Raw genomic sequence first — 13,112 nt, forward strand, 5'->3', positions numbered from 1 at the left:
CCCCGCTTCGAGAGGGCCCGCCGAACGGCGGGCCCTCTCGCGTTTTTGGAGAGCCATGCTCACGTATGACGTAGACATCTGGTCGATCAGGCAGCGCAAGGGCCGTCCGAAGCCGTTCGAGCTGCGGTGGCGCGTGGGCGAGCGCGCCCATTCGCGCAGTTTCAAGCTCAAGCCGCAGGCCACCGGCCGGAGTTCAGAACTGATGACCGCACTTCGCAACCGGGAGCAGTTCGACGAAGAGACCGGTCTTCCTGTCTCAGAGTTCGAGGCGCTGAACACCCCGACGTGGTTCGAGCACGCCACGGCCTACATGCTGATGAAGTGGCCGAAGGCGGCGGCCAAGCACCGCGCCAGCATCGCCGAGACGCTCGCCACCGTCACGCCCGCCTTCCTGTCCACATCACGCGGGGCACCGAAGGACGCCGTCCTGCGAAAGGCGTTGTACGGATGGGCATTCAGGGCGGTCACGGGTCCGGACGAGGCACTGTGCCCTCGTCACCAGGGGGAGGAACCGCCGGCGGATATTGCGGCTGCCCTCGCGTGGATCTCAACGAACACGGTCAAGATGACCGAGGTCAGCCGGTCGGAGCGGGTGCGAGCGGCCCTGGACGCCCTGTCGAAGAAGCTCAACGGGAAGCCCGCAGCCTCCAACACCGCGAACCGGAAGCGCATGGTTCTGAGCAACACCCTGCGGTACGCCGTTGAGCGCGGCACGCTCCCCGCCAACCCGCTGGGCCGGGTGGACTGGTCGGCCCCCGACAAGGATGACGAGGTGGATTTTCGCTACGTCCCCAACCCGGATCAGGCCGCCGCCCTCATCGACGCCGTACGGCAGATCAGCGCGCGGGGCGATCACATGGCCGCGTTCTTCGGCTGCCTGTACTACGCGGCCATGCGGCCCTCGGAGATCGCGGCTCTCCGGGACTCGGACTGCACCCTTCCCGAGACGGGCTGGGGTGAGCTGATCCTCGCGGGGAGCCGTCCCGAGGTCGGTGCGGGGTGGACCGACGATGGGCGGTCGTTCGAACAGCGGGGTCTCAAACGCCGAGCCCGGACCGCGACCAGGTCCGTGCCGATCCCTCCCGTGCTGACGGCGATGCTCCGGGACCACAAGGCGAAGTACGGGGTGACCGAGGGAGGCCAGCTCTTCCGCGCGGCGATGGGAGGTCGGGTGCGGTCCACGGAGTACTGCAATCTCTGGGACGCGGCGCGGCTCAAAGCCCTCGCAGCGAAGGAAGCGAAGACGCCTCTGGCAGACGTGCCGTATTCCCTCCGGCACGCGGGAGTGTCCTTGTGGATCAACTCGGGTGTCGACCCGGTGGAAGTCGCCCGACGGGCGGGGCACAGCCTCACGGTGCTCTTCCGGTTCTACGCCAAGATCCTGCGCGGGCAGCAGGACCGCGCCAACGCCCTGATCGAGCAAGGACTCAACGGGGGATGATCGCGCGGGCCTGGCCCACACATGGCCCATACGCACTGGTCACCACCGAGATATGGGCGATCCTGGGTGAGACAGGGTGAGCACAAAGGGCGGGCCTCCGAACCGGAGACCCGCCCTTTGACCTGCACATACTCTGACCTGTGCGGTGGGTGTGGGATTTGAACCCACGGTGACATCGCTGCCACGACGGTTTTCAAGACCGTTCCCTTAGGCCGCTCGGGCAACCCACCCCGCGTCGGCGGTCAACGCGACCCGCTTTCGACGCGAGGACAGCCTAGCCGGTCAGCTGTCGCCCTTGCGCTCCCCCAGGGTGACTTCGGCGGTCGAGGTCTTGCCGTCGCGCTTGTAGGTCAGCATGACCTTGTCGCCCGGCTTGTGGGTCCAGATCTCGCCGATCAGGGTCGGGCCGCTGTCGACCACGGTGTCGTTGAACTTCGTGATGACGTCACCCGGCTTGAGACCGGCCCTGCCCGCCGGGCTGTCCTTCGGGACCGCGGCCGTGCCGCCCGTGCCCTGGTCCGAGATGACCGCGCCGCCGGTCTTCTCGTCCATCGTCACCGTGGCGCCGATGACCGGGTAGACCGGCTGGCCGGTCTTGATCAGCTGCTCGGCGACGTTCTTCGCCTGGTTGATCGGGATCGCGAAGCCGAGGCCGATGGAGCCCGCCTGGGACTGGCCGGTGCTGCTGCCGGTCGACTGGATCGCCGAGTTGATCCCGATGACCGCGCCGCCGGCGCTCAGCAGCGGGCCGCCGGAGTTGCCCGGGTTGATCGAGGCGTCGGTCTGCAGGGCGCTCATGTACGAGTTGCTGCCGCCGGAGCCGTCACCGGAGGCGACCGGGCGGTTCTTCGCGCTGATGATGCCCGTGGTGACCGTGTTGGACAGGCCGAACGGGGCGCCGATCGCGATCGTCGAATCGCCCACCGCCACCTGGTCCGAGTTGCCCAGCTCCAGCGGGGTGAGCCCCTGCGGCGGGTTCTTCAGCTTCAGGACCGCGACGTCGTAGCCCTCGGCCCGGCCGACGACCTCGGCGCCGTACTTCTTGCCGTTCGAGAACGTCGCGGTGAGCTGACCGCTGTCCGCGGCGGAGGCCACCACGTGGTTGTTCGTGAGGATGTGGCCCTCCTTGTCGTACACGAAGCCGGTGCCGGTGCCGCCCTCGCCGTCGCCGCCCTGGGCGTCGATGGTGACCACGCTGGGCAGCGCCTTGGCCGCCACCCCCGCGACCGTGCCCGGGTCGCGCTTGAGGTCCTGCGGGTTGGCCGACGCCGCGACCGTGGTCGAACCGGACGAGCCGGAGCCGTCATTGCTGTCGGCGGCCCAGTAGCCGAGGGCTCCGCCGACTCCGCCCGCCACGAGCGCTGCCACGACCACCGCGGCCACCAGACCGCCCGCACGCCGTTTACGGGGGGAGTCGGGTGTCTGCGGTTGGCCGGGCGGGCCCCACACGGGGCCGCCGCCCTGTGCGCCGTGGGCGTAGGCGGGGACTGCGGGCGGGGGCGGGGGCCAGCCGGCATCCGCTGCCGACTGCGGTGCGGGAGGGGGCGTGTGGGGCTGCGGCGCCGGCGGGACCTGGGCCATGGGCGTGGTCGCCGGGTCATGGGCCGGGGGGACCTGCGGCTGCACAGCCGTCACATCCGGCTGCTCAGCGGCCGGGGGCGCGCTTCCAGGAGGCCCCTGGGGAGCATCGGCCGGCACTGGAGGTGCGGACGGAACGGACGGGGCGGCCTCGGCCGCGGTGCCCTCGTTGCCCTCGTTCTCTGTGCTCACAGCTCTGTACTCCTCGGTTCCACATCATGATTCGGCAAGAGATCCGCTGTGCACGTGTCTGGAGTCAGCTTTTCCCACAGCACGTCAGACCACTGTAAGCAGGACCTGTGCATCCGCGCACGGGTCTTTACATCGGGCAAAACGGTCCCGCGTCGCAAGGTTCGCGCGCCCGCGGGCCCGCCGGTGACACCATGACGCGGTGACCCAAGCACGGCAGCAGCACACCACGCAGCATCCCATCCAGGTCATCGCACACCGAGGCGCGTCCGACGACGCCCCCGAGCACACCCTGGCCGCATACCGGAAGGCGATCGAGGACGGCGCCGACGCCCTGGAGTGCGACGTACGGCTCACCGCCGACGGCCATCTCGTATGCGTACACGACCGTCGGGTGAACCGTACGTCCAACGGTCGCGGCGCGGTCTCCGCCCTGGAGCTCTCCGAGCTCGCCGCCCTCGACTTCGGCTCGTGGAAGGACCGCGAGGAATCGGAGTCCCCGGACTGGGACCCGGTCCCGGGCGAGCTCACCTCGGTACTCACCCTGGAACGGCTGCTCGAACTGCTCGTCGAGACACGAGCCGCCGGGCGTCCGCTCCAGCTGGCCATCGAGACCAAGCACCCGACCCGCTGGGCGGGCCAGGTCGAGGAGCGGCTGCTGCATCTGCTGAAGCGCTTCGAGCTCGACGCACCGCCGGCCGGGGGCCCCTCTCCGGTCCGCATCATGAGCTTCTCGGCCCGCTCCCTGCACCGCGTCCAGGACGCCTCACCGGATCTGCCCACCGTCTATCTGATGCAGTTCGTCTCGCCGCGACTGCGCGACGGACGGCTGCCGGCCGGCGCCCGGATCGCCGGTCCCGGGATGCGGATCGTGCGCAGTCACCCCGGCTACATCGACCGCCTGCACCGCGCGGGCCACCGGGCACACGTCTGGACGGTCAACGAACCGGAGGACGTCGACCTCTGCGTCCGGCTCGGAGTGGAGGCGATCATCACGAACCGCCCGAGGCAGGTCCTGTCACAATTGGGACGCTCTTCATATCAGTAACAGGGAGTACACCGGCGCATTCGGGCTGCACTCGATCGTTACGAGTGCGTCACTGGCAGACCACTGGCCGGTTTCCGGCCCAGCCCAGGGGGGCATCCACTCCGTGGCGTGGGGCAAAGGAGGTCTCGGGGGTGGCGTTGGTGGTGGCACAGGAAGTGCCCACGTCGTCGAGCATGGCCGTTCCCCATGGCCCTGCGGGCGTGGGCCAGGCACGGCACCGGATGCGTGAGCAGTTGCGCAGCCACGGGGTGTCGGATTCGGTCGTCGACGATGCTGTATTGATCCTTTCCGAACTGCTCAGCAATGCCTGCCGGCACGGCAGGCCGCTGGGCCGGCACAGCGACGTGGGAGAGGGCGACGTGCGCGCCGCCTGGCGCGTCGACAGAACGGGCGGGCTGACCGTCGAGGTGACGGACGGAGGCGGTCCGACCCGACCGGTTCCGGCCACTCCGTCGGTAACCGCGCGCGGCGGCCGAGGGCTCAACATCATCAGCGCGCTCGCCGAGAAGTGGGGCGTACGCGACGACTCGTCCGGCGAGGTCACGGTCTGGGTGCTGGTCAACGAGGGGCCGGGGCGCCCCGGCGGCCGGCCGGGCGGACAGGGCAACGGACGGGCAACCGGTACGACCGTGCTGCCGGGTGCGACCGGAATGCCCGTCGTGCCGGGGCTCGACGGGCTGGATCTCGCCGACGCCTTCGACGACGCGGGCTGACCCGGGCGCAGCCCCGTGGGCTGACGCGTCGCAGGCCCACGCGGGCGAGCCCCGCGGGCTGGACACGCGGGCGAAGCGGTACGACAACCGGGAAGGCGGCACCAAAAGCGCGGCATCCGAAACGCGGCGTTCGCGGGCCCGTGCCCGCAGGCGGCTGGGGCAGCTGTGCCCCGGACACCGCACGGGCGGCTAGGCTCGCGGCCCAGACCGCACTGTCGCACCGTCGCAACCGGGAGAAAGCCCACCATGGCCAAGAAGCGCCCTCAGACCAAGGCCGGGAAGCAGCAACTCAAGGACGGCGAGATCCCGGTGGTCGGGGCTCGCGAGCCCTGCCCGTGCGGTTCGGGCCGCCGTTACAAGGCCTGCCACGGCCGCGCCGCCGCCCAGGCCGTGACCGAGCTGGTCCAGCGCCCCTTCGAGGGACTGGCCGGCGAATGCGACTGGGTCGCGCTGCGCGAACTGGTCCCCGCGGCCACGGTCGAGCTGACGCTGAAGGGCGGGCTGCCCGAGGGCGTGCCGTCCGTGACGCTCGCGACCGTGCTCCCGATGGCCTGGCCCGCGCTGCGCCGCGACGACGGCTCGGTCCTGCTCGCCCTGCAGAACGACACCTCTTCCGGTGACCTCAGCCGGGACCTCGCCGACACCCTGCAGCGGGCGCTGGAGACCGAGCCCGGCTCGCCCGTCGCCGCCCGGCGCGTTCCGGCCGACGGGCCCCGGTTGCAGGATGTCCTGGACCCGGATGCGCCGTTCGCGCCGGTCGTGCACTCGGGCTTCGAGTTCTGGGTGCCGGACTCGGAGAACACCACAGCCGAGGTGTCCGCCTCCCTGGAGCGCGCGAACGACGCCGCGATCCCGACCGTCCTGCTCACCGGGGTGGACGCCGCCTACTGGTGCGAGACGCCGGACAAGAACCACCTCCGGTGGGTCATGCCGCACCCCGAGGAGCAGCTCCTCGACGCTCTCGCCCGGCTGCACGCCGCCGGAGTCTCGTCCCTCGGCGAGGGGACCCGGCTGGTCGGCTCCTTCCGCGCGCACGGCCTGATGGTCCCGGTCTGGGATCTGCCGAGCGCGATGGGGGCCGAGGAGTGCGAGAAGCCCGCCGCCGTGTTCGCGGAGCGGCTGGCCACGGCGCTCGCCTCGGACGCGCCCCTCACCCCCGAGGAGCGCCGGGCGCGCGGCGGGCTCACCAACCGCCAAGTGACACTCAGCTGACAGTGACCACCGCCCGGACCGTACGGTGACTCGCGTCACAACTGACCGTACTGACAGGTAAATCGCTGTCCGAATACATGAGATCGAATTTGCGAACGGCAGATCTCTTGTTACCGTTCTAGAAGCCCGGTCGCTGGTGCATCCCCCGTCGCCAGCGACCGGGCATCCTCATTTCCGGGTACGGCGCCCACGGCGCACGCACGGCGCGTGAACCGCGCACAGACCTGACACGGTCCCCGGACGAGCCCTTCAGTGACGCAAGCCCCGCCATCTGCTGCCCGGCCTCCGACGGCTCACGGCGCTCCCGTCAGCTCGGACAGCAGAGGCCACTGGCCTGCGTCAACCCGGCTCGGATGAAACCGGATTGGGTCCGGCCCCCACAGAACCCGGATCGGATCCGGTGCCCGCAGCGGCGCCGCACACCCCCGGATCCCGCGTCAGCCGCAGGGCCCGCCGGCGCCGGGCGGGAAGGCGCCGGCCGGAGCCGTCCGCCGGACCTTCGGACACCCGCAGGAATGCGGCTTCCGCCGGAATGCAGCCGAAGAAACACCGCGACAGCGCCCGGACAGCCCTCTGACAACGTCTGAAGTGATCCTCGAAAGAGAAACTCGAACATTCTTCGAACGCGTTTCGGAGGGGGCATCAGAAAGCCGACCGCCGAACAACTTTGTACCGGCGTGCTTTGCACAGCCGGTACAAGGCCATGGCGGCGGCCGACCGCCCGGAAGATCCAGCAGCACACCATTGCGGGTATCCCCGGCGGGCCCCAGCTGCCCGGTGTGCGGCAATTCCTGACGTCGCGCCGAAATCCCGGCGCGCTGCCGCCGCCCGCCCGTCAGTAGGCGAGCCGGCTACCGCCGTCCGGGGCGCTGTTGCTCGCTTCGACCAGCGCGTCCAGAACCGTCCCCACGTCCGGCAGCCAAGGCGAGGCGGCCGCCGCGACGGGCGCTCCGCCCGTCAGCCGCAGCCGGGAGACCCGGTCCGGCGCCCGCTCCCAGCGCACTTGCCCCGCACCGGTCTCGGACGGCGGAAGGACGAGATAGCCCCCCTCACCGTGGAACCGCAGCGAACTGGGCACCCAGTCCTGCGCGTGCAGCAGTTCACCGAGCCGTTCGAGGGTGTACGGGGCGACCAGCAGCGACCACCGGGTCGGCGTCGCCACCACGGGGCCCAGCCGCACCCCCATCCGGTCGAGTCCGGCCAGCGCCCCGGCACCGGCCGCGGCCGGCAGGCTCAGTGCGCACGGAGCCGACCCGCCGGTGGCCAGCACGACCGGCGCGGTGGGCCGGTTCGTCCACCACCAGCGCACCATCCGCGGGTCGGTGGTCGCCGCGAGCAGTCCGGGATCGAAGGGGTGCGCGCCGGGCACGGCGCACTCGGGATCGGGGCAGGCGCAGCCGCGCTCACCGCGGCCGTCGGCCGTCTGTAGCCCCACTCCCGGGAGTACCGGCCACCGCCACTCGGTGGCACAGGCCAGGGCCGCGTCGAGCTGGGCGGGCCTGTCCCGGAACCGGAGCCTGCGTCGCCTTCCGAGGATCTCGCGCATGAGCGCTCGTTCCTTTCCGTTGAACGCCGAGGGTCCACATCACACCACGCGTGCGTCACATCGCGTGTGCGGAAATTCACTGTGTGTACATGCTCGTCGAGCCTGCGGTACGGGTTGGTCGTCGCTACCGAGCGTGAGCTGTGCTGAGCCGAATCGAGCCGGTTCCAGTCGAAATCGTGGCGGGGCGCAGGGCGCGTATCGCGCCTGCCGTCCGTACGTACAACCTCGCCACTCAGGGGTGGGGCGTGGCCGTCACAGATGAGGACGTCCGGGCCCGCTGCCAGGTTCCGGGAGTGGTCGGAACCACCCCTGGCCATCTATCGACTACGTACCCAGCATGCCCGGAATGACGCTCCCCTCGGGACTTCACCCCGAGGGCACCTCCTGCCCGAGCAGACCCAGTCGACCGCAAATAGCTTCCGCAGGGTGCATTTTTTGGCCAAGTTAGTTATCACTTGGACACCACAAATCCCGTGGGGACAATGCTGGACATCGCCTCACTTGTGCGTGTACATGTGGATGCACTGATAGCGGCGCAGAATGACATGGGGGTTTGCGATGCTATTCGACGAAAAACACCAGTCGGAAAGCCGGCAACCATGAGCGCCCCGCACCTGCCGAAAGTGGCTGGAATCGATCCCACAGTTCCGGTTTCGACGCACACTGACGGGCCTCTCTCCGAGGTGCCCGCCGCTCCCGGTGCCTTCGTCCAGGACCGTCTGGCGGGCTGGGTCTCCGACCTCACCACGCTGCACGAACTCACCGAGCGGCTGGCCAGAACCAGCACCCTGGACGACGCACTTCACGAACTGCTCGACGCCGGAGCCGCTCTGGTGGGAGCCCGCCGCGGGCTGATCGCGTTCGAACCGTCCGACCGCCGCGGCCCCGTCAGCACCATCGGCCTCGGACTGGCCCACGCGGAGCTCGGCCAGATCGAGACGGTGCCGCGCAGCGCCACGTCCTACGGACGGATCCTGGAAGGTCTGCCCAACGCCGAAGGCCCGCTGACCACCCCCGACCTGCCCGGCGACACCGGCCTGGACCCCCGCAGGCGTGAGGTCGCCGCCCGGCTCGGCTACGCCGCCAGCTACGCACTGCCGATCACCACCGACCGGACCGGCCGGCTCGCCGCCGCCGTCTGGCTCTACGACGAACCCGCCGAGCCGCTGGAGCGCCAGCGCCACCTGGTCGGCCTGTACACCGGGTACGCCGCCGAACACCTGGCCCGGCTGCTGGAGCTGGAGCGGGCCAGGACCGATGTCGCCACCGTCACCGAGGAGCTCCTGCCCAGCCGGATGCCCCGGATTCCCGGCGTGGAACTGGCCATACGCCATCACGCCGCGCCCCAGGGCGGCAACGACTGGTACGACGCGCTGGCCCTCCCGGAGGGTGCGCTCGGCCTCGCCGTCGGCTCGGTGAGCGGCTCCGGGCCGAGCGCCCTGGCCGCGATGGGACGGCTGCGCGCCGGCCTGCGGGCGTACGCGGTGATGGAGGGCGAGGACCCGGTCGCCGTACTCTCCGATCTTGAGCTCCTGCTGCGGCTGACCGAACCCGCCCGTTCCGCGACCGCGCTCTTCGCCTACTGCGAGCCCGCCCGCCGCAAGATCCTGCTGGCCGGGGCCGGGCACACCCCGCCGCTGATCGTCGGCGACCGGCGCACCGAGTACGTGGAGACCACCCTGTCCGCGCCGCTGGGCATGCTCGCCTGCTGGGAGGCGCCGAGCGTGGAGATCGCCCCGGCGCCCGGCGAGACCGTACTGCTGTACACCGACGGCCTGCTGCGCCGGGCCGGGGACTCGATGGACCGGGCGTTCGCCCGGCTCCACTCGGCGGCGGCGAGCGTCCCCAGGGCGCTGCGCCATGACGCCGCGTCGGTCGCCGACCATGTGCTGCGCACCATGCTGCCCGACGGGCCCGAGCAGGGCGACGACACCGAGGACGTGGTGGTGCTGGCCGCACGGTTCGACTGAGCCGCCGCGGTGCCGCCGGTCCGTTCACGGTGGTCCGAGCAATCCTGGTAAGAGGTCTTCCGGCCCTGGGCCCCCTTTCGTACGCCCGTACGATGGAGGGGGCCCAGTGTCGTATCAAGGAGAGACAAGTCGTGTCTGAGGAGCTCACCCCGGAGAACCCGGAGACCGAAGAGGCAGAGCCGGTCAAGCAGCGGAAGAACGGCCTGTACCCGGGCGTCTCCGACGAGCTCGCCGCGAGCATGAAGTCCGGTTGGGCCGACACCGAGCTGCACGGACTGGAGCCGATCGCTCAGGCCGGGCACACCGCCGACCGCCGCGCCGCGCTCTCCGCGCGTTTCCCCGGCGAGCGGCTGGTCGTTCCCGCGGGCCGGCTGAAGACCCGTTCCAACGACACCGAGTACGCCTTCCGCGCCTCCACCGAGTACGCGTACCTCACCGGCGACCAGACCCAGGACGGCGTCCTCGTCCTGGAGCCGAAGGACGGCGGCCACGAGGCGACCGTCTACCTGCTGCCGCGCTCGGACCGTGAGAACGGCGAGTTCTGGCTCGACGGCCAGGGCGAGCTGTGGGTCGGCCGCCGCCACTCCCTCACCGAGGCCGAGCAGCTGCTCGGTATCCCGGCGAAGGACGTACGGGAGCTTCCCGCCGCGCTGACCGAGGCCACCGGCCCGGTCCGTAACGTCCGCGGCCACGACGCCGCCATCGAGGCCGCGCTGACCGACAAGGTCACCGCGGAGCGCGACGAGGAGCTGCGGGTCTTCCTCTCCGAGGCACGCGTGGTCAAGGACGCCTTCGAGATCGCCGAGCTGGCGAAGGCCTGCGACATCACCGCGCGCGGTTTCGAGGACGTGGTGAAGGTCCTCGACAAGGCCGAGGCGACGAGCGAGCGGTACATCGAGGGAACGTTCTTCCTGCGCGCCCGCATCGAGGGCAACGACATCGGCTACGGCTCGATCTGCGCCGCGGGCCCGCACGCCACCACCCTGCACTGGGTGCGCAACGACGGCGCGGTGCGCTCCGGCGAGCTGCTGCTGCTCGACGCCGGCGTGGAGACCAACGACCTCTACACCGCCGATGTGACCCGCACCCTTCCCATCAACGGCACGTTCACGCCGCTGCAGCGGAAGATCTACGACGCGGTGTACGAGGCCCAGGAGGCCGGTATCGCGGCGGTGAAGCCCGGCGCCGGCTTCCGCGACTTCCACGACGCCGCGCAGCGCGTCCTCACCGAGAAGCTCGTCGAGTGGGGTCTGCTCGGCGACCGGTCCGTGGACGAGGTCCTGGAGCTGGGCCTGCAGCGCCGCTGGACCCTGCACGGCACCGGCCACATGCTCGGCATGGACGTCCACGACTGCGCCGCCGCGCGGACGGAGTCGTACGTCAACGGAACGCTGGAGCCCGGGGTGTGCCTCACCGTCGAGCCCGGTCTCTACTTCCAGGCCGACGACCTGACCGTCCCCGAGGAGTACCGCGGCATCGGTGTCCGGATCGAGGACGACATCCTCGTCACCGAGGACGGCAACCGGAACCTCTCGGACAAGCTGCCGCGTCAGGCCGACGAGGTCGAGGCATGGATGGCCCGGCTCAAGGGCTGACCTGCCACCGGCCGGTTACGGGCCGCCGACGCGCGCCGGAGGGCGCCCTGCTCAGGACACCATGAGCAGGGCGTCCTCCCGCCATTTCAGGATCTTGTCGAAGCTCACCACCGCGCCGCCGCGCCCCGGCCGGTTGCCGAAGTGGACATGGTCGGCGAGCTGCTCGATCAGGCAGAGGCCACGCCCGCTCTCGGCGGCCAGCGGCGGATGCGCTGCCTGCTGTGACTGGAACTGCCGCAGTTCGTACTGCTGCGGTTCCTGTCGGTACGGATCGTGCTGTTGCTGTGCGGCGTCGCGATGCGTGCGCCGGGCGGGGAAGCCGGGACCGGAATCAGAGACTTCGATGCGGCATTTCTCGCCGTCCAGATATGCGGTCACCCGGTACTGCCCGCAGGCCGTACTGGACGGCTCCTCCCATGCGTCCCAGATCTTCCCGGCATCGTCCGGGCCGCCATGGGCCCCGCCGTGCTCGACGGCGTTCGCACAGGCCTCGCTGAGCGCGACCGACAGGTCGAAGGAGATGTCCGGGTCCACGCCCGCGGATTCCATGGTGCCGAGCAGGAAACGACGGGCGAGCGGAACGCTCGCAGCTTCGCGCCGCAGATGGAGTGACCACCACATGCTCATGCTCCAGCCTCCTGGCTGCGGCTCGACATACCGATACGTATTGCCGCCCGATGCCGTTCGTAAGCACAGACGGGATGTGAGACCGCTCATTCGGCGGATACCCGGGCTTGCCACACCTGTGCATGCCCGCCCACAAGGCGTCTCCTACCCCGTCCGCAACCATCCCCAACAGCCCGGTGCGCAGCCAATCGGGCGGAAGGTGACCTTCCGGACCTGCCGTACGGCGGCCGGGGTCGCAGTGCGATGATGACCCGGCCATGTCTAGGTCTGTGGGACGCGCCGGAGCCGGTCTGCGGCTGTTGAGGGCCGCGGTGTTCGCCGCGGTCTGCGTCGTGTTGTCCGCGGCCGGACACGCACTGGCCTCCTGCGTGGCGGTGCCCGGGTGGACCCTGCTCGCCGGATTCCTCGGGATTCTCGCGGTGGCGGTACCACTGGCCGGCCGCGAACGCTCGCTGCCGTCGATCGCGGCGGCCCTGGCCGGCGGACAGATCGCACTGCACACGCTCTTCGGTGTCGGTACGCACACCGCGACGCAACAGCCCGCGGCCGGTGAGGACTCGCTGATCCGGTTCGCGGCCGGCCTCGTCTGCGGGGCGGGCCCCGCGCAGTTGAGCGCCACCGACGCCCATCGCATCGTCACCACCGCGGGCATCGACCCGGCATCGGTGACCGAGCAGGCCCATCAGCACCTGGCCACCGCCTCCTCCGGCGGCATGGCCGGCACCGGCGGAGCGGCCGGCCTCGCCGGAATGTTCCCCAGCCTGCCCATGCTGCTCGGCCACCTGCTGGCAGCGCTGGCCACCGGCTGGCTGCTGCGGCGCGGTGAGATCGCCCTGTTCCGGCTCGCCCGGCTGTCGGCGCACGGCGCCCAGCAGGTCGCGGCCGCAGCCCGGCTGCGGGCGCTGCGCGCGGCGCTCGTCCTCGTGTCCGCCCTGCGCGCCGGCCTTCCGGGCGGACCGGCGACCGGGCCGTGCACCCTCCGTACGGCCGTGGACGCACCGCCCCCGGTCACCGGGGATCCCTTGCAGCACATGGTGATCAGACGCGGGCCGCCGCCCGTATGCGCTCTCGCAGCCTGACGCGACGCCCTCCACGCGATGCACGCGCGCCCCTCGCAGGCACCTCTCCGGTGCCGGTGCGGGTCGGCGCGCACCCGCCGCTCGTGAGGAAGAGGTGTCGCGATGCCGTCGCGC

Annotated in this window: 10 protein-coding genes and 1 tRNA gene; 7 read left to right on the plus strand and 4 right to left on the minus strand. The window is 70.8% G+C overall.

The features are described from left to right. Positions 1 to 55 precede the first annotated feature (55 nt). Positions 56 to 1,441, plus strand: a complete 1,386-nt coding sequence (locus OG322_RS17760; protein WP_329306666.1) for a tyrosine-type recombinase/integrase — start codon at positions 56 to 58, stop codon at positions 1,439 to 1,441. Between the two features lie 143 nt (positions 1,442 to 1,584). On the opposite strand, the gene OG322_RS17765 is transcribed toward OG322_RS17760, so the two are convergent. Continuing rightward, a tRNA-Ser gene (locus OG322_RS17765) sits at positions 1,585 to 1,671 on the minus strand. A 52-nt stretch (positions 1,672 to 1,723) separates the two neighbouring features. Then, positions 1,724 to 3,211, minus strand: coding sequence for a S1C family serine protease (locus OG322_RS17770; protein WP_123460513.1), 1,488 nt, complete (start codon positions 3,209 to 3,211; stop codon positions 1,724 to 1,726). A 199-nt stretch (positions 3,212 to 3,410) separates the two neighbouring features. On the opposite strand from OG322_RS17770, the gene OG322_RS17775 reads away from it, so the two are divergent. From OG322_RS17775 to OG322_RS17785, 3 genes are all read left to right on the plus strand, one after another. Further along, a complete protein-coding gene (locus OG322_RS17775) occupies positions 3,411 to 4,256 on the plus strand; it encodes a glycerophosphodiester phosphodiesterase (RefSeq protein ID WP_123460512.1) in 846 nt (281 codons plus the stop codon). 173 nt (positions 4,257 to 4,429) lie between these two features. Beyond that, on the plus strand, positions 4,430 to 4,969 hold the full coding sequence (locus OG322_RS17780) for an ATP-binding protein (RefSeq protein ID WP_242644764.1): 540 nt from the start codon (positions 4,430 to 4,432) through the stop codon (positions 4,967 to 4,969). A 246-nt stretch (positions 4,970 to 5,215) separates the two neighbouring features. Then, the gene (locus OG322_RS17785; protein WP_123460510.1) at positions 5,216 to 6,181 is read left to right on the plus strand and encodes a DUF5926 family protein; all 966 of its coding nucleotides are present in this window, start codon (positions 5,216 to 5,218) and stop codon (positions 6,179 to 6,181) included. Positions 6,182 to 7,016: 835 nt separating this feature from the next. Here the strand turns inward: OG322_RS17785 and OG322_RS17790 are convergent. After that, the gene (locus OG322_RS17790) at positions 7,017 to 7,727 is read right to left on the minus strand and encodes a bifunctional DNA primase/polymerase (protein WP_123460509.1); all 711 of its coding nucleotides are present in this window, start codon (positions 7,725 to 7,727) and stop codon (positions 7,017 to 7,019) included. Positions 7,728 to 8,209: 482 nt separating this feature from the next. Between OG322_RS17790 and OG322_RS17795 the strand changes: the two genes are divergently transcribed. Further along, positions 8,210 to 9,697 (plus strand): PP2C family protein-serine/threonine phosphatase, encoded by a 1,488-nt coding sequence (locus tag OG322_RS17795; protein WP_329307744.1) that lies wholly within the window; start codon positions 8,210 to 8,212, stop codon positions 9,695 to 9,697. 131 nt (positions 9,698 to 9,828) lie between these two features. Further along, on the plus strand, positions 9,829 to 11,292 hold the full coding sequence (locus OG322_RS17800) for an aminopeptidase P family protein (protein ID WP_123460507.1): 1,464 nt from the start codon (positions 9,829 to 9,831) through the stop codon (positions 11,290 to 11,292). A gap of 51 nt (positions 11,293 to 11,343) precedes the next feature. Here OG322_RS17800 and OG322_RS17805 read toward each other — a convergent pair whose 3' ends face one another. Continuing rightward, the gene (locus OG322_RS17805) at positions 11,344 to 11,919 is read right to left on the minus strand and encodes an ATP-binding protein (protein WP_329306667.1); all 576 of its coding nucleotides are present in this window, start codon (positions 11,917 to 11,919) and stop codon (positions 11,344 to 11,346) included. A 257-nt stretch (positions 11,920 to 12,176) separates the two neighbouring features. On the opposite strand from OG322_RS17805, the gene OG322_RS17810 reads away from it, so the two are divergent. Continuing rightward, on the plus strand, positions 12,177 to 12,998 hold the full coding sequence (locus OG322_RS17810) for a hypothetical protein (protein WP_185095335.1): 822 nt from the start codon (positions 12,177 to 12,179) through the stop codon (positions 12,996 to 12,998). The last annotated feature ends 114 nt before the right edge of the window (positions 12,999 to 13,112 follow it).

The sequence above is a fragment of the Streptomyces sp. NBC_01260 genome (assembly GCF_036226405.1).
GTDB lineage: Bacteria > Actinomycetota > Actinomycetes > Streptomycetales > Streptomycetaceae > Streptomyces > Streptomyces laculatispora.